Source organism: Cryobacterium sp. TMT1-62 (assembly GCF_004403145.1).
Taxonomy (GTDB): Bacteria; Actinomycetota; Actinomycetes; order Actinomycetales; family Microbacteriaceae; genus Cryobacterium; species Cryobacterium sandaracinum.
The window spans coordinates 104,614-126,031 of sequence record NZ_SOGZ01000041.1; the positions used below are offsets into that span (position 1 = coordinate 104,614).

General features: G+C 68.8%; 15 protein-coding genes. 11 read left to right on the plus strand and 4 right to left on the minus strand.

The annotated features are described in order from the left end of the window. Nucleotides 1–141: 141 nt before the first annotated feature. Entirely contained in the window at nucleotides 142–1,203 is a 1,062-nt protein-coding gene (locus E3T34_RS12305; protein ID WP_104103447.1) for an LLM class flavin-dependent oxidoreductase, read from the plus strand. A 150-nt stretch (nucleotides 1,204–1,353) separates the two neighbouring features. Here the strand turns inward: E3T34_RS12305 and E3T34_RS12310 are convergent, their stop codons facing one another. After that, the gene (locus E3T34_RS12310; RefSeq protein WP_134343145.1) at nucleotides 1,354–1,545 is read right to left on the minus strand and encodes a hypothetical protein; all 192 of its coding nucleotides are present in this window, start codon (nucleotides 1,543–1,545) and stop codon (nucleotides 1,354–1,356) included. Between the two features lie 360 nt (nucleotides 1,546–1,905). Here E3T34_RS12310 and glgX point away from each other — a divergent pair, with 360 nt between their 5' ends. The 3 genes from glgX to treZ are packed head-to-tail and all read left to right on the plus strand — an operon-like array spanning nucleotide 1,906 to nucleotide 8,259. Then, nucleotides 1,906–4,110 (plus strand): glycogen debranching protein GlgX, encoded by a 2,205-nt coding sequence (glgX, locus tag E3T34_RS12315; RefSeq protein ID WP_104103453.1) that lies wholly within the window; start codon nucleotides 1,906–1,908, stop codon nucleotides 4,108–4,110. After that, complete coding sequence (gene treY, locus E3T34_RS12320) at nucleotides 4,107–6,497, plus strand: malto-oligosyltrehalose synthase (protein ID WP_104103456.1); 2,391 nt, start codon at nucleotides 4,107–4,109, stop codon at nucleotides 6,495–6,497. Before glgX ends, treY begins: the two co-directional genes overlap by 4 nt. Continuing rightward, nucleotides 6,487–8,259: a malto-oligosyltrehalose trehalohydrolase gene (treZ, locus tag E3T34_RS12325; protein WP_104103459.1), complete on the plus strand. Its 1,773-nt coding sequence runs from the start codon at nucleotides 6,487–6,489 to the stop codon at nucleotides 8,257–8,259. Before treY ends, treZ begins: the two co-directional genes overlap by 11 nt. Before the next feature lie 126 nt (nucleotides 8,260–8,385). Here treZ and E3T34_RS12330 read toward each other — a convergent pair whose 3' ends face one another. After that, a complete protein-coding gene (locus E3T34_RS12330) occupies nucleotides 8,386–11,220 on the minus strand; it encodes an FAD-binding and (Fe-S)-binding domain-containing protein (protein ID WP_134343158.1) in 2,835 nt (944 codons plus the stop codon). 74 nt (nucleotides 11,221–11,294) lie between these two features. Further along, nucleotides 11,295–13,022, minus strand: a complete 1,728-nt coding sequence (locus E3T34_RS12335) for an L-lactate permease (RefSeq protein WP_134343146.1) — start codon at nucleotides 13,020–13,022, stop codon at nucleotides 11,295–11,297. Between the two features lie 134 nt (nucleotides 13,023–13,156). On the opposite strand from E3T34_RS12335, the gene E3T34_RS12340 reads away from it, so the two are divergent. Genes E3T34_RS12340 through E3T34_RS12350 form a run of 3 tightly spaced genes read left to right on the plus strand, consistent with a single transcriptional unit; the run spans nucleotide 13,157 to nucleotide 14,933 of the window. Then, on the plus strand, nucleotides 13,157–13,849 hold the full coding sequence (locus E3T34_RS12340) for a GntR family transcriptional regulator (protein WP_104103465.1): 693 nt from the start codon (nucleotides 13,157–13,159) through the stop codon (nucleotides 13,847–13,849). A 14-nt stretch (nucleotides 13,850–13,863) separates the two neighbouring features. Beyond that, nucleotides 13,864–14,424, plus strand: a complete 561-nt coding sequence (locus E3T34_RS12345) for a hypothetical protein (protein WP_104103468.1) — start codon at nucleotides 13,864–13,866, stop codon at nucleotides 14,422–14,424. Continuing rightward, nucleotides 14,421–14,933 carry a hypothetical protein gene (locus tag E3T34_RS12350; RefSeq protein ID WP_134343147.1) on the plus strand — a complete coding sequence of 171 codons (513 nt, stop codon included), beginning with the start codon at nucleotides 14,421–14,423 and terminating at the stop codon, nucleotides 14,931–14,933. Before E3T34_RS12345 ends, E3T34_RS12350 begins: the two co-directional genes overlap by 4 nt. A gap of 35 nt (nucleotides 14,934–14,968) precedes the next feature. On the opposite strand, the gene E3T34_RS12355 is transcribed toward E3T34_RS12350, so the two are convergent. Then, nucleotides 14,969–16,219, minus strand: coding sequence for a low temperature requirement protein A (locus E3T34_RS12355; RefSeq protein ID WP_134343148.1), 1,251 nt, complete (start codon nucleotides 16,217–16,219; stop codon nucleotides 14,969–14,971). A 141-nt stretch (nucleotides 16,220–16,360) separates the two neighbouring features. Here E3T34_RS12355 and E3T34_RS12360 point away from each other — a divergent pair, with 141 nt between their 5' ends. Genes E3T34_RS12360 through paaZ form a run of 4 tightly spaced genes read left to right on the plus strand, consistent with a single transcriptional unit; the run spans nucleotide 16,361 to nucleotide 21,269 of the window. After that, a complete protein-coding gene (locus tag E3T34_RS12360) occupies nucleotides 16,361–17,545 on the plus strand; it encodes an acetyl-CoA C-acyltransferase (RefSeq protein ID WP_104103477.1) in 1,185 nt (394 codons plus the stop codon). After that, on the plus strand, nucleotides 17,546–18,292 hold the full coding sequence (locus E3T34_RS12365; RefSeq protein ID WP_134343149.1) for an enoyl-CoA hydratase/isomerase family protein: 747 nt from the start codon (nucleotides 17,546–17,548) through the stop codon (nucleotides 18,290–18,292). Continuing rightward, a complete protein-coding gene (locus E3T34_RS12370) occupies nucleotides 18,289–19,188 on the plus strand; it encodes a 3-hydroxyacyl-CoA dehydrogenase family protein (protein ID WP_134343150.1) in 900 nt (299 codons plus the stop codon). The genes E3T34_RS12365 and E3T34_RS12370 overlap by 4 nt, the downstream gene beginning before the upstream one ends. Beyond that, nucleotides 19,188–21,269 carry a phenylacetic acid degradation bifunctional protein PaaZ gene (gene paaZ, locus E3T34_RS12375; RefSeq protein ID WP_134343159.1) on the plus strand — a complete coding sequence of 694 codons (2,082 nt, stop codon included), beginning with the start codon at nucleotides 19,188–19,190 and terminating at the stop codon, nucleotides 21,267–21,269. Before E3T34_RS12370 ends, paaZ begins: the two co-directional genes overlap by 1 nt. Nucleotides 21,270–21,418: the final 149 nt, after the last annotated feature.

Consider the following 21,418-nt stretch of genomic DNA (forward strand, 5'->3'; position numbering starts at 1 on the left):
CCGGCGGCCCCATCCCTAGCGGAGCGCCCCGAACCTCAGGTCGGGCTCGGAATATTCTCGGGACGGCCGCGGTTTTTTCCTTTGAATGCATTTGCATAGAGTTTGTCGAACGTTCCGACCACGGCGAGGAGCACGCACCAGATGAAAAAGAAGTTCGAACTCGGGCTGGATACCTTCGGTGACGTTACCTTTGACGCCTTCGGGGCCCGGTTGTCCCAGGCGGCGACGCTGCGCAACGTGGTGGCCGAGGGTGTGCTGGCCGATCAGGTCGGACTGGACTTTTTCGGGATCGGTGAGCACCACCGGGAAGATTTCGCCGTTTCCGCCCCCGAGGTTGTTCTGGCCGCGATCGCCGGACAGACCACCAGCATCCGTCTCGGGTCGGCGGTCACCGTTCTCAGCTCCGACGACCCGGTGCGCGTCTTCCAGCGCTTCTCCACCCTCGACGCGGTCTCCAGCGGGCGTGCCGAGGTCATCCTGGGTCGCGGCTCCTTCACCGAGTCGTTCCCGCTTTTCGGCCTGGAGCTGGAGCAATATGAGCTTCTGTTCGAGGAAAAGCTCAACCTCTTCACCGAGCTGCTCAAGGAGGAGCCCATCACCTGGTCGGGCGAAACCCGTGCCGGCCTGCGTAACCAGCGGGTGTTCCCGCCCACCGAATCCGGATCCCTCACCACCTGGATCGGCGTGGGCGGCAGCCCCCAGTCCGTCGTGCGCGCCGCGCACTACGGCCTGCCGCTGATGCTGGCCATCATCGGCGGCTCGCCGCTGGCCTTCGTGCCACTGGTTCAGCTCTATCACCGTGCGCTGGCCCAGTTTGAGAAGCCGACCCGCCCGATCGGCGAGCACTCCCCGGGATATGTGGCCGTGACGGATGCCCGGGCGCGCGAGGAAATGTGGCCGCACTATGCCGCCATGCAGGACCGGATCGGCCGCGAGCGCGGTTGGGGTCCGGTCACCCGGGAGCGCTTCGAACACGACGCCGGCCCGGACGGCGCCCTGTTCGTGGGCTCACCCGAGACCGTGGCCACGAAGATCGCCGCCACGGCGGTGAGGCTGGGGCTCGCCCGCTTCGACCTCAAATACAGCCTCGGCACGCTCTCCCACGAGAAGCTGATGACCAGCATCGAGCTTTACGGCACTGAGGTGGCACCGCTCGTGCGCGAGCTGGTGGCTGCCGACCGCGCCGACGACGTGAGCGGGTGATCGCGGAACGCCAGAATACGAGGCCCGTCACAGCGCACGGAACGGATTCGACGGAGATTTTGCTCAGTACGGCTCGAAATACTCCGGAAACCCGCTCTTGTGCCAAAATCTCCGTCGAATTGGTTCGACACCGGGCACGGTGCTCCGCCTCTAAAGCTCGGCCACCGTGCCGGCGCCCTCCTCCTGCAGGGCGTACCTGGCGGGGACGAGCTGCTCGAGGCTGCGGTAGACATCCGCCGGCACCACGTCTTCGCCGGCCAGTGCGCTGAGGATGATGACGTCTGTCCCCAGGCCGGCCCGGAGGGTGAGGTCGTAGAGCTCGTCGAGATCGTGCCGGGACAACACATCGCCCTGAGCCTCGGCGAGATGTACGCGTTCGCCGCCACGCCGAGCATGCAGGTACGCAGTACCTCGGCCGGGGCGTCGCACCGCGAGCCTGAACCATCCGGGCCTGCAAAACTCCCTGGCCACCGGCGTGCAGAGGCACATCGGTGGCGTCCTCGCGGCCCTCGACGGTGACCGTGAGAACCGGGGACGGAGCGAAGACCACGACCGCATTCACAGCGGCTTGATACCCAGAGCGGTCACCCGCGAAAACGGATCGGGCGTCGACGGGGCCCGGCAGACTGTAGCGTACTTGTGGGCATACCGGCGCGATCGGTGTGTCGACAGCACGAGACCCGTAGCACGAGGAGCACCCTTTTGGAAACCTGGCCCGGTACTGCGTACCCGCTCGGAGCAACGTACGACGGCAGCGGCACGAACTTTGCCCTGTTCAGCGGAGCCGCCCACCGCGTTGAGCTCTGCCTTTTCGACGAACAGGGCGTGGAGACCCGCATCGACGTGGTCGAATCCAGCGCGTTCATCTGGCACTGCTACCTGCCCCTGATCCAACCGGGACAGCGCTACGGCTACCGCGTGCACGGCGACTACAACCCCGCCGCGGGCAGCAGGGCGAACCCCAACAAGCTCCTGCTCGACCCCTATGCCAAGGCCACCTGCGGCACGATCGACTGGGACCAGTCCCTGTTCTCCTACAACTTCGGTGACCCGGATTCGCGTAACGACGAGGACTCCGCCCCGCACATGATGCTCGGCGTCGTCGTCAACCCGTTCTTCGACTGGGTGGGAGACCGGCCCCTGCGTACGCCCTACAGCGCCTCCCTGATCTACGAGGCCCACGTGAAGGGCCTCACCAAGCTGCAGGATGCGGTACCGGAGGGCCAGCGCGGCACGTACGCCGGCGTGGCGCATCCGTCGGTCATTGACCACCTGCAGAAACTCGGCGTGACCGCGATCGAGCTGATGCCGGTGCACCAGTTCGTCAACGACGGCACCCTCGAGGAAAAGGGTCTGAACAACTACTGGGGTTACAACACCATCGGGTTCTTCGCCCCGCACAACGCGTATTCCTCCTCCGGTGACCTTGGCAACCAGGTGCAGGAATTCAAGGGGATGGTTCGTTCTCTGCACGACGCTGGTATCGAGGTCATCCTCGACGTGGTCTATAACCACACCGCGGAGGGCAACCACCTCGGCCCGACGATCTCGTTCAAGGGCATCGACAATGAGGCGTACTACCGGCTCATGGACGACGACAAGCGGTACTACATGGACTACACGGGCACCGGCAACACCCTGAACGTTCGTCACCCGCACTCGCTGCAGCTGATCATGGACTCGCTGCGCTACTGGGTTCTCGAGATGCACGTCGACGGCTTCCGGTTCGACCTGGCCTCGGCTCTGGCCCGGGACCTCTACGACGTCGACAAGCTCTCCACCTTTTTTGAACTGGTGCAGCAGGACCCGGTGGTGTCCCAGGTCAAGCTCATCGCCGAGCCGTGGGACGTCGGCCCCGGTGGGTACCAGGTCGGCAACTTCCCGGCTCAGTGGACGGAATGGAACGGAAAGTACCGCGACACCGTGCGTGACTTCTGGCGCGGCGAACCGTCGACGCTGGGCGAGTTCGCGTCGCGAATCACCGGTTCCGCCGACCTCTACGAGCACTCGGGCCGCCGCCCCGTCGCCTCGATCAACTTCGTCACCGCGCACGACGGGTTCAGCCTCTCCGACCTGGTCTCTTACAACGAGAAGCACAACGACGCCAACGGCGAGAACGGCCAGGACGGCGAATCGCACAACCGGTCCTGGAACTCCGGGGTCGAGGGGCCGACGGATGACCCGGAGGTCCTGGCATTACGGGCCCGGCAGCAACGCAACTACGTTGCCACCCTGCTCCTGTCGCAGGGTGTGCCGATGATCCTGCACGGCGATGAGCTCGGCCGAACGCAGAACGGCAACAACAACACCTACGCCCAGGACAATGAACTGAGCTGGATCCACTGGTCGGAGGCGGACCAGCCGCTTATCGAGTTCACGGCTGCCGTTTCCCGGCTGCGCCGCGAACACCCGACGTTCCGCCGCAGCAGCTTCTTCAACGGCCACCCCGGTCACCGCGCCGCGGGCGACCCGATGAGCGACCTTGTCTGGCTGACCCCCGACGGGCAGGAAATGCAACCCCAGGACTGGGACGAGCACCTGACGCGCACGGTCGCCATGTTCCTCAGCGGCGACGGCATCCGGGAGCGCGACGTCCGTGGCCAAATGGTGACCGACGTGAATTTCCTGGTCTGCTTCAACGCAGACGCCGAGGATGTCGAGTTCACCCTGCCCCCGGCCGAATACGCCCCGGCGTGGGAGATCGTCGTCGACACGGCGGGCGAAGGCGCCGACGCGGTTCCGCGGCCCGCCGGGTCCCTGCACACGGTGACGTCGCGTTCCCTCGTCGTGCTGCGGGCGTATCACGCTCCGGAAACCACGCCGGACCACTCCGTCGCGGCCTCCCTGGCCGGGCTGATGACGGGGACGATCCCCGTGATCGACCCGGCCCACCTGGTCCAGCCGTGAAAATTCCGCTCACCACCTACCGTCTGCAGATCACGGCCGCGTTCGACCTGGCGGCCGCGGAAGGGGTGCTCGACTACCTGACCGAGTTGGGAGCGGACTGGCTCTACCTGTCCCCGCTGCTCGCTGCGGAAGAGGGCTCCGACCACGGCTACGACGTCGTCGACCACTCACGCATCGACCCGGTGCGGGGCGGAGCCGAGGCGCTCACCCGCTTGGCGGCGGCCGCGACGGATGCCGGGCGCGGCATCTTGGTGGACATCGTGCCCAACCACATGGGCGTCGCGACCCCGCACCGCAACCTCTGGTGGTGGAACCTGCTCCAGCACGGCCCCGCCTCGCGCTACGCGGAGGCCTTCGACGTGGACTGGGCCGCGAACGGCGACCGAATCCTGCTGCCCGTGCTCGGCGACGACGCGGACGGAATGAGCGAACTCGACCGCCTCCAGGTGGTCGGCGACGAGCTGCACTACTACGACAACCGGTTCCCGCTCGCCCCGGGCAGCGCCGACGGCGGCGCAGACGCCCGCGTCGTGCACGCCCGGCAGCACTACGAACTCGTCAACTGGGGCCGCGCGGACGCGCAGCTGAACTACCGTCGGTTCTTCTCCGTGAACACCCTGGCCGGCCTCCGGGTCGAGGTGCCGTGGGTCTTCGACGAATCCCACCGGGAGATCGTGCGCTGGGTGCAGGACGGCCTCGTGCACGGGCTGCGGGTCGACCACCCCGACGGTCTCGCCGACCCGGGCGGCTACCTCGACCGGTTGCGGGATGCCACCGACGGAGCCTACGTGCTCGTCGAGAAGATCCTCGAGGGTGACGAACAGCTGCCGACCAGCTGGGCCACCGCCGGCACGACCGGGTACGACGCCCTCGCCGACTTCGACCGGCTGCTCGTCGACCCGGCCGGGCAGGGCGCGCTCGACGCACTCGAGGCCCGGCTGCAGGCCGAGGCCGCGGCGCTGACCGGTGACGCGCCGCCGGCGGACTGGGCCGACCTGGTGCACGCGCGGAAGCGCGTCATCGCGGACCGCACCCTCCAGGCCGAGGTCGTGCGCCTGGCCCGACTGGTCCCCGGCGGCGACGCCACCACCGAACTGACCACGGTCGACGCCCTGGCCGAACTCCTGGCCTGCTTCCCGGTCTACCGCTCCTACCTCCCGGTGGGCATCGACGAGCTGCGCCACGCTGGCGTCGAGGCGGCTCGCCACCGGCCCGACCTCGGCCCCGCGATCGAGGCTCTGCTTCCGTTGCTCGGCGACCCGGGACATCCGCTGGCCGTGCGCTTCCAGCAGACCTCGGGCATGGTGATGGCCAAGGGTGTCGAGGACACCGCGTACTACCGCTTCAGCCGGCTCACCTCGCTGAACGAGGTCGGCGCCGACCCGGGGGAGTTCGCGGTCGACCTGGCCGAGTTCCACCGTCGCCAGCAGACCCGTCAGGCCACCTTCCCGGCCTCGTTGACGACCCTTTCCACCCACGACACCAAGCGCAGTGAGGATGTGCGCGCCCGGATCTCGGTGCTGGCCGAGATCCCGGCCGAATGGGAGAGCACCCTGCGCACCCTGCGCGCGACCGCGCCCCTCGGCGACGCCCCGTTCGAGAACCTGCTCTGGCAGGCCATCGTCGGATCGTGGCCGGCCACACCGGAACGCCTCATCGCCTACGCGGAGAAGGCGGCTCGGGAAGCCGGAACGTCGACCACCTGGACCAGCCAGAACGCGGAGTTCGAGACGGCGATGCGCGGCCTCGTGACCGCCTCTTTCAACGACCCGGCAGTCACGCAGACGCTCACCGCGTTCGTCGACCGGGTGCGCCAGGCGGGCTGGAGCAACGCGCTCTCGAACAAGCTCGTGCAGCTGACGGCCCCCGGAGTGCCCGACGTCTACCAGGGCAGCGAGCTATGGGACACCTCCCTCGTCGACCCCGACAACCGCCGCCCGGTCGACTACGACCTGCGGCGCGGCTACCTGGCCCGGGTGCAGGACGGCTGGCTGCCGCCCGTCGACGAGACCGGCGCCGCGAAACTTCTGGTCACCACGCGCGCCCTCCGGCTGCGCCGCGACCAGCCCGAACGTTTCTACCGGCACAGTCCGGTCCCCGCGTTCGGCGCCGCCGCCGACCACGTGATCGCTTTCGACCGCGGCGGCGCGGTCACCATCGCCACCCGGCTGCCGCTCGGGCTCGCGGCCGCGGGCGGCTGGGGAGATACGATCGTGGTCTTGGCCGGCGGGCCGGTCGTCGATCTGCTGACCGGGGAACGCCACCCCGGCGCATCCGTCAGCGTGGCCGCCCTGCTGGGGCGCTACCCGGTGGCCCTGCTGGTGCCGGCCGACGACGCCGACCCGACCCGCACGACCGACCTGGAAGGTGCCGACCATGCCCGCTGAATTCAAAGTCTGGGCTCCCAACGCATCGGCCCTGGCGGTCGAACTCGCCGACCAGACCGTGCCGATGACCCCGCAGGGCGACGGATGGTGGCACGCACCCCGTCCGCTGACCGAGCCCGCCGAGGGCCGTGCCGATCAGCCCGTCGACTACGGCTTTTTGATCGACGGTCAGGGGCCCTTCCCCGACCCCTGCTCCCGGCACCAGCCGAACGGCGTGCACGCGAAGAGCCGCACGTTCGATCCCGGCGCGCACGTCTGGCAGGACAGCGCCTGGACCGGCCGCCAGCTGGCCGGCAGCACGATCTATGAGCTGCACCTCGGCACCTTCACCACGGAGGGCACCCTCGACGCCGCGGCGGGCCGGCTGGCCCACCTGGCCTCGATCGGCGTCGACTTCGTGGAGCTGCTCCCGGTCAATGCCTTCAACGGCACCCACAACTGGGGCTACGACGGGGTGCTCTGGTACGCCGTGCACGAGGGCTACGGCGGACCGGCTGCCTACCAACGGTTCGTGGACGCCTGTCACCAGGCCGGAATCGGCGTCATCCAGGACGTGGTCTACAACCACCTCGGCCCGAGCGGCAACTACCTGCCGCAGTTCGGTCCGTACCTGAACGAGAGGGGCGACACGGGCTGGGGCTCCTCTCTCAACCTCGACGGCGCCGACTCCGACCCGGTGCGCCGCTACATCATCGACAACGCCCTGATGTGGCTGGGCGACTACCACGTCGACGGACTCAGGCTGGATGCGGTGCACGCCCTGCGGGACGACCACGCCCTGCACCTGCTCGAGGAACTCGCCGCCGACGTCGATGTGTTGAGCGCCACCCGCGGGCGTCCGCTCACCCTGATCGCCGAATCGGACCTCAACGACCCGCGTCTGATCACGCCGCGGGACGCCGGCGGCTACGGGCTCACCGGCCAGTGGAGCGACGACTTCCACCACGCCGTGCACGTGGCGGTCACCGGCGAGACCACCGGCTACTACGCCGACTTCGAGCCGCTCAGCGCCCTCGCGAAGGTGCTCACCCACGGGTTCTTCCACGACGGCACCTTCTCCAGCTTCCGCGGGCGCACCCACGGTCGGCCGATCGACACCGCACGGATGCCGGCCTGGCGCCTCGTCGTCAACAACCAGAACCACGACCAGATCGGCAACCGGGCCACGGGCGACCGCCTCAGTGCGACCCTCGACTCCGGGCAGCTGGCGATCGCCGCCACCCTGACCCTGCTCGGCCCGTTCACGCCCATGCTGTTCATGGGCGAGGAGTGGGGGGCGAGCACACCCTGGCAGTTCTTCACGTCGCATCCGGAACCCGAACTCGGCGAGGCCGTCCGCACGGGCCGGATCGGCGAGTTCGCGCGCATGGGCTGGGACCCGGCCGTGGTGCCCGACCCGCAGGACCCGGCCACGTTCGAGCGGTCGGTGCTGGACTGGGCTGAGGTGTCCCAACCGGCCCACGCGCGCCTGCTCGATTTCTACCGGGCTCTGGGCTGGCTGCGGCGTTCCCGTCCGGACATCACGGACCCGCGCTTCGGCCGGGTCGCGGTCGACGTCGACGATAACGAGCGGTGGCTGCGGCTCTGCCGCGGCGACACCGAAATCCTGGTCAACCTGGGCACGGAGGCTCGTGACGTGCCGACGGATGCCCCGGCGCTACTGGCATCCTTCGCCGCCGTCGGCGACGCGGTCCAGTCTCGCACGCCCACCGCGGTCACCCTCGCACCGCACTCCGTCGCCGTGTTCGGCGCCTCCGAGTAGCCCGCAGTCAACGTTCCCCAGGGCCTCGTGCCTCGCGGCGCACCCTACGGAAACTGGCGCACGTTACACCGTGCGCCAGTTTCTCCAACCTGCGCCGCGAGTGGGCAGAGCTCAGACGGCGCCCGACTATGCCAGGTGGGATGCGGCGGCGTCCGGATCGTCGGCGTCGGGCCGCGTCACCTCTTCCAGCAGCTCGAGCACGTGGCGGTATTCCTTGCCGGTGGCCCGGGTCAGCCCGAGCTCACAGGTGCGGTTGCACGACGCGAATGCCGTGGCGTCCATCGTCGCGACATCGGCCGCCTGCGCCCGGGTGGCGGATTCTGTCAGCTCGGGATGCAGCATGCCGCGGTCCCCGGCGAAGCCGCAGCAGCCCCAGTTATCCGGCACCTGCACCCTCTCGGCCACCCCGCCGGCCAGGGTCTGCAGGGAGTCGTTGATGCCCATCCGAGTGGAAGAACACGTGGGGTGCAGCGCGAGCGAATCGATCTTCTGGTACTCGGGCAGTGACGGCAGGATGCGTTCGGCCGCGAACTGCACGGCGTCGACCACCCGCAGGCGCGGCTCGTTCTGGTCACCCTCGATGGTCGTCCGCAGCCCCTCGGTGCAGGAGGAGGCGTCGCAGATGATGGCGAGCTCGCCGTTCCGGGTCGCCGTGCGCAGCGCCGCGAGGGTTTTGGCCCGCATGGTCGCTTCGCCGGTCTTCAGCCCCTTCGACGACCACGGCGTGCCGCAGCAGAGCCCGTCGATGCCCGCGGGCACGACGAGGGTGATGCCGGCCCGGTCGCAGAGCTGCTCGAAGCTGACCTGCACCCCGGGCGTGCCCGCGGTGGCCGGACCGAACATGGTCTGCACGCAGGCCGGGAAGTAGACGGCTTCCGGCGCCAGGGCCGGCACCGGGCGGGAGCGTCCGCCGCCGCCGCCAGGCAGCTCGCTCGAGTAGAGCGGCAGCGTGTCGGTGCCGAGCACGGCTCGGCCGAGCTTGTTGGGCACCATCAGTACCGGGGCCGGGATCTTGCGCACCACAGTGAGGGCCAGCCCGGCGCCGCGGGTGACCGCACCCCAGTTCTTGGCCGCGGTGTTCCAGACGCCGTTGATCAGCGGTCCGGTCTCGCCGCGCCGGATCTGCTTCATCATGGTGCCGGTGTTGATGTTGACCGGGCAGGCGGTCTGGCACATGCCGTCGACCGCGCAGGTCTCCACGCCGTCGTAGACGAAGTCCTTCTCCAGCTCGGCGGCCAGAGCCAGGTCACCGCTCCGGCGGGCCTGTTCGATGGCGCGCAGGGTGACGATGCGCTGGCGGGGGGTCAGGGTCAGGTCCCGGCTGGGGCAGACGGGTTCGCAGTAGCCGCAGGAGACGCAGCTGTCGACCACCTCGGCTACGGGCGGCACCAGCTTGATGTCACGAAGGTGAACCTCAGGGTCGTCGTTCATCAGCACGCCGGGGTTGAGCATCCCGGCGGGGTCGAACAGCACCTTGAGCTGCCGCATGACTTCGTAGAGCTCGTCGCCGTACTGGCGCCGCACATACGGAGCCATCACCCGGCCGGTGCCGTGCTCGGCCTTGAGCGAGCCGCCCTCGCCGAGCACCAGGTCCACCATGTCCTCGGTGAAGGCGCTGTAGCGCTCTAGCTCGGTTGTGCCGGTGAAACCGTCGGTGAGCATGAAGTGGATGTTGCCGTCCTTGGCATGGCCGAAGATCACGCTATTGCGGTAGCTGTACTTGTCGAACAGACGGATCAGCTCCACGCAGGTGCGGCCGAGCGCGGCCACCGGCACGACGACGTCCTCGAGCAGCGCCGTGGTGCCCTGCGGGCGGGCGCCGGCGACGGATGCGTAGAGCCCCTTCCGCAGATGCCACAGCTGGGCACGGGTCGCAGAGTCCGCGCTGAACTTCACCGGGGCGCTGAGCCCGAGCCCCGGCATAATGGTCAGGCCCGCGCGCTGGAGCTCCTGCAGCGATTCGGGGTTGTCGGTCTGGTACTCCATCAGGAGGGCGGCGTGGTCGCGCACCGCGAGGTCGCGCACGACCGGGGGTACGTCGTCCAGGCCCTGGCCGACCTTGAGCGACAGGGCGTCCATCAGCTCCAGGGTGGCCGCCCCGGTGCCCACCAGGGCTGGCAGGGCCGCGTTGGCGGTCTCCAGGTCCGGGAAGACCAGCAGGCCGGTGACCGTGTGGGTCGGCCGCGGGACGGTGCGGAAGACCGCCTCCGCGACGAACCCGAGGGTGCCCTCGCTGCCCACGATCAGGTGCGCCAGGATGTCGACGGGCCGGTCGAAGTCCAGCAGGGAGTTCAGGCCGTAGCCCATGGTGTTTTTCATCGAGAACTGGTGACGGATGGTCGAGACGGAGGCCGGGTTGCCGGCAACCCGCTTGGCGAGGCGCAGCAGGCCCTCGTGCAGCTCGGGTTCGAGGGCGCGGAGGCGCGCGTCGGCATCCGCCGCCCCGGTGTCGACGACGGTGCCGCTGGGCAGCACCACCGTGATCGATTCCAGGGTCTGGTAGGCGTTGTCGACGGTGCCGCAGGCCATACCGGAGGAGTTGTTGGCCACGACGCCGCCGATGGTGCAGGCGGATTCGCTCGCCGGGTCCGGGCCGAATTTGCGGCCGTACTGCGCCAGGCGGGCGTTCAGGGCGCGCACGGTGACGCCGGGCTGAACCCGCACCCGGGCGCCGTTGTCCTGCACCTCGATCTGTTTGAAGTTGCGGCGCACGTCGACGAGCACGCCGTCGGTGAGTGCCTGGCCGCTCAGGCTGGTACCGCCGGAGCGGAACGTGAGCGGCACACCCTGCGCCCGACTGGCGCGCAGCAGCTTGCCGACCTCGTCCGCGTTGGCGGCCACGACGACCGCCTGCGGCACCAGCAGGAAGTGCGAGGCGTCGTGGGCGTTGGCGTGCAGGTCGATCGCCCGGGTCTTCACCTGGGCCGGGTCGGACACCGCGGCGCGGAGGGCACCCAGCATCCCGGCGGATGCAGGCACCGCTGTGGGACCGGAGACGGTCGCCGAGGGGGTGACCACCGTGCCGCGGCGGGCCATTACGGCACCATCCAGCCGAGGACCGGGGTGGACTGCAGCACGATCAGGACCGTGATCAGCACGAGGAGCCCCAGGCTCCATCCGACGAGCTTGCGGAAGAGCAGGCTCTCCGCACCCACCAGGCCGACGGCGGCGGCCGCCACGGCCAGGTTCTGCAGCGAGAGCATCTTGCCGAGCACACCGGCCGACGAGTTGGCGGCGGCCATCAGCACAGGTGACAGGCCGGTCGCGTTGGCGGCGGTGACCTGCAGCTGCCCGAAGAGCGCGTTGGACGAGGTGTCGGAGCCGGTCAGGGCCACGCCGATCCATCCGATCAGGGGGGAGATCACGGCGAAGAATACGCCGGCGGTGGCCAGGTAGGCGCCGAGGGAGGCGGTCTGGCCGGACAGGTTCATCACGAACGAGAGGGCGAGCACGGCGGTAACGGTGACGATGGTCCAGCGCAGCTGCACGAGGGTGTCGCCGTAGATCTTGAGGCCCTGGCGGAACGAGACCCTGTAGAGCGCCATGGTGAGCAGGCCGGAGAAAAGCAGCAGGGTGCCGGTGGCCTTGAAGTGGTCGAGCTTGAACATCGTGGCCGGAACCGGGTCGCCGGCGGCGTCGGTCACGTTCAGTCCGGGCCAGGCGAAGGTGACGCTGCCCACGACGCTGAGCCAGGCCTTGATGGCCGGGATCTGCGCGATCGAGAAGATGCCCATGATGATCAGGTACGGGGCGATGGCCTTCCACACCTGGCGCGGTTCCGGGCGGGTGTTGTCGTTCAGGTCAGGGCTGTCGGCAGAGCGTCGCGCCGACTTGAGCGCGGTGGTGGGGGTGCTGCGCATGGCGGATGCGGGGACCGCGGCGCCCACGGTCGTGCTCACCAGGTTCTCGGCACCGGACAGTTCGACGTCGTCGTTCAGTCCCATGGATTCGGCCGGCTGCCAGAAGCGCAGCATGACCAGGACGGCGGCCACGGTGGCGACGGCGGCCACGACATCCGTCAGCTCGACGGCGAAGAAGTTGGCGGTGACGAACTGGGCCAGTCCGAAGACGAGTCCGGCGACCACGGCCACCGGCCAGGTCTGCTTGACGCCGCGCTTGCCGTCGACGATGAAAACGAGGATCAGCGGAACGATCACGGCGATGAACGGCGTCTGGCGGCCGGCCATCGACGCGAGGTCCTGGATCGGCAGGCCGGTGACGCCGTTGAGGGCGATGATCGGGGCGGCCATGGCACCGAACGCCACCGGGGCCGTGTTGGCCAGCAGCGACACCATGGCGGATTTGAGGGGTTTCATGCCCGCGGCCATCAGCATGGCGGCGGAAATGGCAACCGGGGCGCCGAATCCGGCGAGGGACTCGAGTAGTGCGCCGAAGCAGAAGGCGATCAGGATGGCCAGGATACGCAGGTCGTTGGAGATGGAGCGGATGGTGCGGCCCAGCACCTCGAACCAGGGGGTGGCCACGGTGAGCTTGTAGATCCACAACGCGTTGACCAGAATCCAGAGAATCGGGAAGAGGCCGTAGAAGACGCCGGCGGCCGTGGCGCTCAGCGCTTGGCCGACCGGCATCTGCCAGCCGACGACGGCGAGCACGACCGAGAGGAGCAGGCTGACCAGAGCCGCCTTGTGCGCCTTGACCCGGAACACGCCGAGAAGGACGAACAGGAGAATCAGCGGCAATGCGGCGCAGATGGCCGACAGGACGAGGGATCCAAGAATCGGATCGAGTATCTGTTGAAAGATTGGGTCTCCACACTGAGGTCGTGGTCACGCCGTCGTGACACTTCATCAGTTGTATAGCAAGTATGCAAGTAAGTCAATATATATTGTGTTTTTGTCTGTCAAGATGAGAACACAATTTAGGAAAGGCAGGTCCCGTGACAGCGCGCGTAACGGCAACGTCGATCGTGGATGCCATCGCGAACGACCTGCGAACCCGAATCCTTGAAGGGGAATTGACCTCCGCCACGGCCCTGACCGAGACCGATATGGCCGCGAGCTACGACGTCGCCCGCCCCACGGCGAAGGCGGCGATCGAGAAACTCGTCGCTGAGGGACTGCTGGTGCGCGGGGCGCACAAGAGCGCCCGCGTCGCCGAGCTCGGACCGGACTCCGTGCGCGACATCTACCAGGCCCGCGCCTACCTCGAAAGCGAGGTGCTGCGCCGCCTGGCCCTCACCTGCACCGTCCCCGAGGAGGCCGTGCAGGCCAACCTCGACATCGCGGCCGTGGCTGGCGGCTCCGCCCTCGACGTCGTGGAACCCGATATGCGTTTCCACACCAGTCTGATCGACGCCGTCGGCAACGAGCGGATCAGCCGGATGTACCGTTCCCTGGTTAGCGAGGTACGCCTCTGCATGGTGCGGGTGCAGTCGCTGAACCTGCTCGACACCGCGTTGATCCAGGCCGAACACCAGCGCCTGCTCGAGCTGATCGGGGAGGGCGATGGCGCCGCGGCTGCCGAGTTGCTCGACGAACACCTCGCCCGTGCCCGCGAACGCCTCGCCGCGGCAATCGGCGGCGAAGCCGGCCCGGAGGCACACCTCCCATCATCCCTGCACCGGGTCTGAGTCCCCCAGACGCCATGGGCTACTTTCTCGCACCATCCACCCGGGTTGCCCTGTCGCGCCTGGTGACCCTCGACACGGCCCCGGGCTCGGCGCCGCTCGAGCGGTTGCGGGCCATCCGTTCCCTGCTCTTCGAGCTCGACGCCGACCCAGCCACCCTGGTAGGTGTGCGCGACGCCCTCAGCGGGGGAGCGGACTGGGACGAGATCGCCGACGCCGCCGGTTTGAAACCGGCCGCCGCGAAGTGGCGCTGGAGCGGCACCGATTCGGAGATCGCCGCCCGGCAGGCGGCCGGACGCAAGCGGTCCGCACGTCCCAGCGCCGTGCCCACCGATCTGCCTGGGCTGTCCGTGTCCGAGGCTGCTGCGCAGCTGGGGGTCACCGCCCAGGCGATCTACCTGAAGCTGAGCCGCGGCAAGCTCGCCGGCCGAACCGTCGAACTCCCCGACGGGCGAAGCTACAAACGGGTCTTTCTCAACGAAGACCCGGATGCCCGCCTTGACCGCGCCGAATCGGCAGCAGACAATGACCCCACCGCTTCCCCCCGATGCACTTTGACGACGGAGCCCTCACCATGACTGATTTCTCCTCGACCAGCACGCCCACCCGGTCGATGCCCCTGTCCGATCAGACCGAGACGCTCAAGCCCCTTGAAGAGCCCCAGACGACCGAGGCCCAGCCCGCGCCCAGGCGCGTAGCGCACCTCACGACCACGTCCGGCCAGCGCACCGCGCTGGTCGTCCTGGTCGGAATCATAGCCCTTGCCGTGGCCTTCATCGTGATGCTTTTGGTGGGGGTGTCGAGCGAGAGCATCAACGCCCTCGCCGTATTCGCCACGCCCATTGCCTCGATGGTGGCCGCCTATTACGGCATCACCCTGAGCATCCAGCAGGTGCGCAGCGAACGCGCCGAGAAAGAAAAGGCTATCGCCCGAGCGGATGCCGCCGACGCCGCCAGCCGCGAGACCGAGGTCTGGGCCGCCCAGATGGAATCCGGCCTGCGCGTCGCGATGGCCCAGCTCGGCGCCGCGCGTATCGGCACCGAGGCGGTCGAGAAGGCTGCAGGCACCCCCGACGGCTTCTTCTGACCGGGGTTCGATCACTCGAAGCCTCCCAGTTTCGGCTAGCCGGCCTCCTTCTCGGCGGTGCCGTTCCGCACGCGCACGATGGTCCCCCAGCAGGCGACGGTCGTCAGCATGAGCGCTCCCAGCGCTCCTAACGCGAGCGGCGAGAGGGCGAAGGCGAGGGGCAGCGCCAGCAGCAGTAGTGCGATTCCCGTGACATGGGAGATCAGCACCTCCCGGGCCACGACGAATCGGAACAACGCCAGCCCCAGCAGGTACAGCAGAGGCCCGCCGGTGATGGCGACGGCCGTCGAAAAAATGACCGGGTCATCCGGATGCGCCAGGATCTCCTTGACGCCGACCGAGCTCAGAACAATGCCGGCGATGAGCATCGCATGTACATAGGTATACGCGAGCCGGGCGAGCCGGCCGGGGTCGGCGGCATCGGCGAGGGCTTTGCTGCCCGCGTACTCGCTGTGGTCGAAGTACAGCCACCACATGGCCGCTCCACTCACGAAGGCCAGCAGCAGGCCGAGCACACCCGGCACCGACACGTCCTGATCGACGAAGGCGAAGCCCGTCACCAGAAATGATTCGCCGAGTGCGATGATGACGAACAGGGCGCTGCGCTCCGCGATGTGCGGACCGGAGAGCTCGCCGTCGCCGGGAGTGGCCCGGCCGAGGCCCGGCACCGGGAAACCGAGCTTCGCGGAAACGAACTCGATCCCGAGTGCGGTGGCCCAGAGCAGCAACCGGTAGTCGGCCGGGAGCAGGCCGCCGAGAATCCAGAAGAGCCCGGCCACGGCGAGCCAGAGGAAGATCCGCACGAAGGCGCGGAAGAGGGCGCGATCGTGGAGCGCGAGGGCGAGCGCCATGAAGGCCGTTCGGCCCAGCTGCAGGGTGACGTAGGCCACGGCGAAGAGGAATCCCCGGTCGCCGAATGATTCGTAGATCGAGACGCTCACCACCAGCCCGACCAGGGAGAGGCCGATCACGACCCCGCGCACAGGCAGGCGGGCCGGATCGAGCAGGTTGGTCACCCAGGTGGTGTGCACCCAGATCCACCACAGGGCGAGCACCAGGATGACGGACTCGGCGGCTCCCTGCCAGGACTGGTTCTCGTAGAGGTGGCGCGACAGCTGGGTCAACGCGAACACAAAGATCAGGTCGAAGAACAGCTCGATGTAGGTGACCCGATCCGCCAGGTCGGGCCGATCCGGGCGCATCAGATTGAGCCGGAGGCCAAAACGGCCGGCGGGGCGGCGACCGGTGCCGGGAGCGGAGGGGACGGTGCTGGGCGTTGCGTTCACGCACCCAGTCTGCCTCAGTCCGGCAGATGTTTGGGAGGCGGTATGGCGGCCTCCCGTGTTGCCCTGATGGGACTTTCTATGACATTCTTTTACAAAACGAACGGTCAGTTAGTAAACACGGCGATCAAAGGTGATGAAGCCATGCCCGAAGCATTCCTAGTTGATGGTGTTCGAACTCCTATCGGCCGATACGGCGGGGTGCTGGCCGGCATCCGCCCCGACGACCTGGCCGCCATCGTGCTTGCCTCGGTCGTGTCCCGGTCCGGGCTGGATCCCACCCTCCTTGACGAGGTCGTCCTCGGCGCCGCCAACCAGGCCGGCGAGGACAACCGCAACGTCGCCCGCATGGCCGTGCTCCTGGCCGGTCTCCCCGACAGCGTGCCGGGGATCACGGTCAACCGGCTCTGCGCATCCGGCCTGTCCGCCGTGCACCTGGCCGCCAACATGATCAAGGCCGGCGAAGCAGACCTCGTGATCGCCGGCGGCGTCGAATCGATGACCCGCGCACCCTGGGTTCTCGCCAAGCCGGAGAAGGCGTTCGCTAAGCCGGGCGAGATCGTCGACACCTCGATCGGCTGGCGCTTCACGAACCCGCGCCTGCAAGCGCGCGACAAGGCCACCTTCTCCATGTCGGAGACGGCGGAGGAGGTCGCCGCCCTCGACGGCATCAGCCGGGCGGATGCCGACACGTTCGCCCTCCGCTCGCACCGGCTGGCACTCGAGGCGCAACGTGACGGCATCTTCACGCCCGAGATCGTGGGTGTTCCCACCCGCGCCGGACTGATCGAGATCGACGAGGGCCCCCGAGCCGACACCACGCTCGAACGCCTCGCCGGGCTGCGCTCGGTCGTGCGGACGGGCGGCATCGTCACGGCCGGCAACGCCAGCTCCCTGAACGACGGGGCCTCCGCCATCGTTGTGGCGAGCGAGGCGGCCATCGAGCGTCTGGGGCTGACGCCCCGCGCCCGGGTGGTAGGCGGAGCCAGCGCCGGCGTCGCCCCGGAGACCATGGGCCTCGGCCCGGTCCCCGCCACCCAGAAGCTGCTGCACCGCCTGGGACTGACCATCGGTGACGTTGACGCCGTCGAACTCAATGAGGCGTTCGCGACCCAGTCTCTGGCCTGCATCCGCCGGCTCGGCCTCGACCCGGAAATCGTCAACCGGCACGGCGGCGCCATCGCCCTCGGGCACCCGCTCGGGTCGTCCGGGTCCCGTATCCTGATCACCCTGTTGGGGCGCATGGAGCGCGAGGGTGCCCAACGCGGCGTGGCCACCATGTGCGTGGGCGTCGGGCAAGGTTCCTCCCTGCTGGTGGAGCGCGTCTAGATGTCGCGCGAGTTCACGACGCTGCTGGTCGACGAGCGGCCCGACCGGGTGCATGTGCAGCTCGACCGACCGGCCGTGCGCAACGCCATCGACCAGACCATGATCGACGAGTTGCACCTGGTCTGCGCCGACCTCGAGCAGGAACCCCGCATCCTGATCCTGTCTGGCACGAACGGCGTCTTCGCCTCCGGGGCCGATATCGCCCAGTTGCGGGAACGCCGGGCCGAAGACGCCCTGAACGGGATCAACTCGACCCTGTTCGGCCGGATCGCCCGCCTGCCGATGCCCGTGATCGCCGCCATCGACGGCTGGGCGCTCGGCGGCGGGGCCGAGCTGGCCTACGCCGCCGACTTCCGGATCGCCTCCACGACCGCCCGGCTCGGCAATCCGGAGACGGCCCTCGGCATCATCCCGGCGGCCGGAGCGCTGTGGCGGCTGGCCGCGCTGGTCGGCGAACCCGTGGCCAAGGAGATCATCCTGGCCGGGCGCATCCTGAACGCTTCCGAGGCGCTGGCGGTGCACCTGGTCACCGAGGTGCACGAGTCGGACGTCCTGCTCGAGGCAGCGCACGCGCTGGCCGACCGGATCGCCAAGCAGGACCCGTTGGCCACCCAGCTGGCCAAGGAGGTCTTCCATGTTCCCGCCGCGGAGCATCCCCTGGCCGACAACGAGGCCCAGGCGCGCCTGTTCGAGTCCGACCAGAAATTCACCCGAATGACCGCATTCCTGGAGGGGAAGAAGCGATGACGCTCAGCACCGTGTCCGCAAAGGCCCAAGCCGCTCAGTCCGTGCCAGTGCCGCTCCAGGTCGGCGTGCTCGGCGGAGGCCGCATGGGCGCCGGCATTGCGCACGCGTTCCTGATGGCCGGGGCCCGTGTCACCGTCGTGGAGCAGGGAGACGACGCGGCTGCCGCCGCCCGCGACCGGGTCCTGACCGCCATCGACAAATCCCTCAGCCGCGGTAGCGTGACCGCGAGCCGCGCCGAGCTCGGCGACCGGCTGACCGTGACAACGGATGCCGCCGCGTTCGCCGGCTCCGGCCTCGTCGTCGAGGCCGTTCCCGAGATCGTGGCGCTGAAGACGCAGGCGCTCCGCCTGGTGGAGGCGCACCTCGCCCCCACCGCCTGGCTGGCGTCCAACACCTCCTCGCTGTCGATCACCGATCTGGCCGAGACGCTGGACCGCCCGGACCGGTTCATTGGACTGCACTTCTTCAACCCGGTGCCGGTCTCGACCCTGATCGAGGTCGTCACGGGGGAGCGCACCGACCCGGAGCTCGCCCGGCTCGCCCAGGACTGGGTGTCCTCGCTCGGGAAGACGCCGATCCTGGTGCGGGACTCGCCCGGCTTCGCCAGCTCCCGCCTCGGCGTCGCGATTGCGCTCGAGGCGATCCGCATGGTCGAGGAGGGCGTGGCCAGCCCCGAGGCCATCGACACGGCCATGGTTCTTGGCTACAAGCATCCGGTCGGGCCTCTCCGCACGACCGACATCGTCGGCCTCGACGTTCGCCTCGGCATCGCCGAACACCTGCACGAAACCCTCGGCGACCGGTTCGCCCCGCCGCAACTGCTACGCGACCTTGTCGCACGCGGTGACCTCGGACGCAAAAGCGGCCGCGGCTTCTTCGATTGGAAGGACGCATGATGACACTTCTCAGCAACGGCACCAGCACTGACACTGGCCCCGACACGAGCTCTGACACGGTCGTTCCCAGCTACGTTCTCGACTCCTGGTGGACCCCGGACACCGATGTGGTCGCCCAGCGTGTCCTCGACGCGAGCACCGGGGCCGAGGTCGCCCGGGTCAGCAGCGACGGGCTCGACCTGGCCGCCGTGGTCGAACACGCCCGCACGGTCGGCCAGGCCTCGCTCGGGAAACTGACCTTCCACCAGCGTGCCATCCTGCTCAAGAAGCTGGGACAGTACCTGGGCGGGGTCAAGGAGGAACTCTACGCGCTCTCCGCCCGCACCGGCGCCACCCGCTACGACTCGATGGTCGACATCGACGGCGGCATCGGAGTGCTGTTCACGCTGTCCTCCAAGGGCCGGCGCGAGATGCCCAACAGTCAGGTTTACATCGACGGCGACGTCGAGGCGCTCTCCCGCGACGGCTCCTTCAGCGGTCAGCACATCTACACCCGCATTCCCGGAGTCGCCTGCCAGATCAACGCCTTCAACTTCCCGGTCTGGGGCATGCTTGAGAAGCTGGCCCCGGCGTTCATCGCCGGCGTGCCGACGATCGTCAAGCCCGCGACGCCCACCGGGTACCTGACCGAGGCGGTCGTGCGTCACATCCTGGCGTCCGGCATCCTGCCCCTGGGCGCCCTGCAGCTGATCTCCGGCAGCGCCAGGGACCTGATCGACCACCTCGACTACCGCGATCTGGTGGCGTTCACCGGGTCGGCCGGCACCGCCCGCACCCTCAAGTCCCACCCGAACGTGGTCGAGGGCGGCGTGCGCTTCACGTGCGAGACCGATTCGCTCAACGCCGCGATCCTGGGCCCGGACGCCGCGGCCGGCACGGCCGAGTTCGACGCCTACGTCGCCTCCGTAGTGACCGAGATGACCAGCAAGGCCGGTCAGAAGTGCACCAGCATCCGCCGGCTGATCGTGCCGGCGGGCCGCCGCGACCAGGTCGTCGCGGCCGTCTCCGAACGGATGGCCCGCCGCGTCACCCTCGGTGACCCGCGCGCCGAGGGGGTCACCATGGGGCCCCTCGCCAGCACCGGGCAGCGCGACGAGGTGCTCGCCAGCGTCGCCCGCCTGATCGACGGCGGCGGACGCATCGTGATGGGCTCGGCGGACGCCCCGACCGGAACCGACCCGGGCGGCGCCTTCGTCGCCCCCATCCTGCTGGCCTTCCACGACCCGGAGAGCCCGGCCGTGCACGAGATCGAAGCCTTCGGCCCGGTGGCCTCCATCATCGAGTACACCGACCTGGACCACGCCATCGCGCTGGCCGCGCGCGGCGGCGGCTCACTGGTGACGACCGTGGCCACTCACCACCCCGATATCGCGCGTACGCTCGTGCTCGGGATCGCAGCGCACCACGGCCGGGTGCTGATGCTTGACCGGGTCGATGCGCGCAGCAGCACGGGCCACGGATCGCCCGTTCCGCACCTCGTGCACGGCGGACCCGGGCGGGCCGGCGGCAGTGAAGAGCTCGGCGGCATCCGTTCGGTGCTGCACCACATGCAGCGCACGGCTATCCAGGGCTCGCCCGACATGCTGACCGCCATCACGGGGGAGTGGCACGCCGGTGCCGCGGTGCGAACGGGCATCCACCCGTTCCGAAAGTCCCTGGCCGAGTTGCGGGTGGGCGACCAGACCCAGAGCGGACCGCGCGTGGTCACTCTGGCCGACATCACGGCATTCGCCGAGGCCACCGGCGACAAGTTCTACGCGCACACGGACCCCGAGGCGGCGGCGGCGAACCCGTTCTTCCCCGGGATCGTCGCGCACGGCTACCTGCTGGTGTCCTGGGCGGCCGGGTTGTTCGTGGATGCGGCCCCCGGGCCGGTGCTCGCGAACTCCGGGCTGGAGAAGCTGCGGTTCGTCACCCCGGTGTCGCCCGGCGACAGCATCCGGGTCACCCTGACGGCCAAGCGGATCACCCCGCGCGAGACCGAAGAGTACGGCGAGGTCTGCTGGGACGCCGTGCTGCACAACCAGAACGATGAGGTCGTCGCCACCTACGACGTTCTCACCCTGGTCGCCAAGGAGTAACCCCCGGGCACCAGCTGAGAGCGCCACAGGCGGAGCGCCAGGTCGGGTGTCGAACGAATTCGACGGAGATTATGGCTCTCCTGCTTCATCTGTGGGTGTTGCGGAGCGCCTTAACGGCCGCACGCCGCTTCCTGTCTAGGTTTCTGACT

What these genes read in the sequence shown, in the direction of transcription:
- E3T34_RS12370 (WP_134343150.1), top strand. Translation starts at nt 18,289, where the DNA reads ATGACGCTCAGCACCGTGTCCGCAAAGGCCCAAGCCGCTCAGTCCGTG.
- E3T34_RS12305 (WP_104103447.1), top strand. Translation starts at nt 142, where the DNA reads ATGAAAAAGAAGTTCGAACTCGGGCTGGATACCTTCGGTGACGTTACC.
- E3T34_RS12365 (WP_134343149.1), top strand. Translation starts at nt 17,546, where the DNA reads ATGTCGCGCGAGTTCACGACGCTGCTGGTCGACGAGCGGCCCGACCGG.
- E3T34_RS12350 (WP_134343147.1), top strand. Translation starts at nt 14,421, where the DNA reads ATGACTGATTTCTCCTCGACCAGCACGCCCACCCGGTCGATGCCCCTG.
- treZ (WP_104103459.1), top strand. Translation starts at nt 6,487, where the DNA reads ATGCCCGCTGAATTCAAAGTCTGGGCTCCCAACGCATCGGCCCTGGCG.
- E3T34_RS12345 (WP_104103468.1), top strand. Translation starts at nt 13,864, where the DNA reads ATGGGCTACTTTCTCGCACCATCCACCCGGGTTGCCCTGTCGCGCCTG.
- E3T34_RS12330 (WP_134343158.1), bottom strand. Translation starts at nt 11,220, where the DNA reads ATGCTGGGTGCCCTCCGCGCCGCGGTGTCCGACCCGGCCCAGGTGAAG.
- E3T34_RS12360 (WP_104103477.1), top strand. Translation starts at nt 16,361, where the DNA reads ATGCCCGAAGCATTCCTAGTTGATGGTGTTCGAACTCCTATCGGCCGA.
- paaZ (WP_134343159.1), top strand. Translation starts at nt 19,188, where the DNA reads ATGACACTTCTCAGCAACGGCACCAGCACTGACACTGGCCCCGACACG.